General features: G+C 37.4%; 1 protein-coding gene. It reads right to left on the bottom strand.

Annotated elements, in window-relative coordinates; all coding sequences use genetic code 11:
- Positions 1-621 (bottom strand): hypothetical protein (locus RB298_RS02075; RefSeq protein WP_486045482.1); only part of this gene is annotated, 621 nt, incomplete at its 3' end.
- Between the last annotated feature and the right edge of the window lie 18 nt (positions 622-639).

Raw genomic sequence — 639 nt, 5'->3', positions numbered from 1 at the left:
CGCGTAACGTTCGGGCCAAATTTTATATAATTGTGCATAATGTTGAAAGCCTCCTCGAACACATCTTCCTCCACAGTTAGCGTGAGAGAAGCCTAGCTCATACATACGAGGTAATTTAATACCCCATTCATTCTCAATAATGGATTTAGCATCAATATCTTCACGAAAAGTATCAACCATTGGAAAACGTGTTTCGATAGGCTCTAAAGGATAATGCTTATAAAACTCTGTTAAATTATCGGAACGATGAGTTTCATGAGGACCAATTCCAAAATACAAAATTGGCTCTAGATTATGTTTATCGCGAAGCTCTTCTAAGAAGACTATCGTTTGATATACCTTTAACTCCTCCGAACACTTCGCCAAACGAGAATTCCCTAAAAAGCGGTAATCGTAGAAGACTTCTTCTGGCGTTCTTCCATCGATTCTTTCAGTAATCTCAAGACCTATATAGTCAGACACTTCATCCATAAAACGGTAATTATCTTCATCTTCCCATAACGTATTAGTGAAGAATAAAATGCAATTTTCTTTTCCATAAGTTTGTACCATTTGGTAAGCTACATATGCACTAGCAGCTCCACCACTAAACATTGCAACATGGACAGGTTTTCTTTCCATAACTAGCACCACCTAATT

The sequence above is a fragment of the Priestia sp. BR_2 genome, assembly GCF_041954005.1.
GTDB lineage: Bacteria > Bacillota > Bacilli > Paenibacillales > Paenibacillaceae > Paenibacillus_AQ > Paenibacillus_AQ lautus_A.
This window is presented reverse-complemented; position numbering and strand designations above follow the sequence as displayed.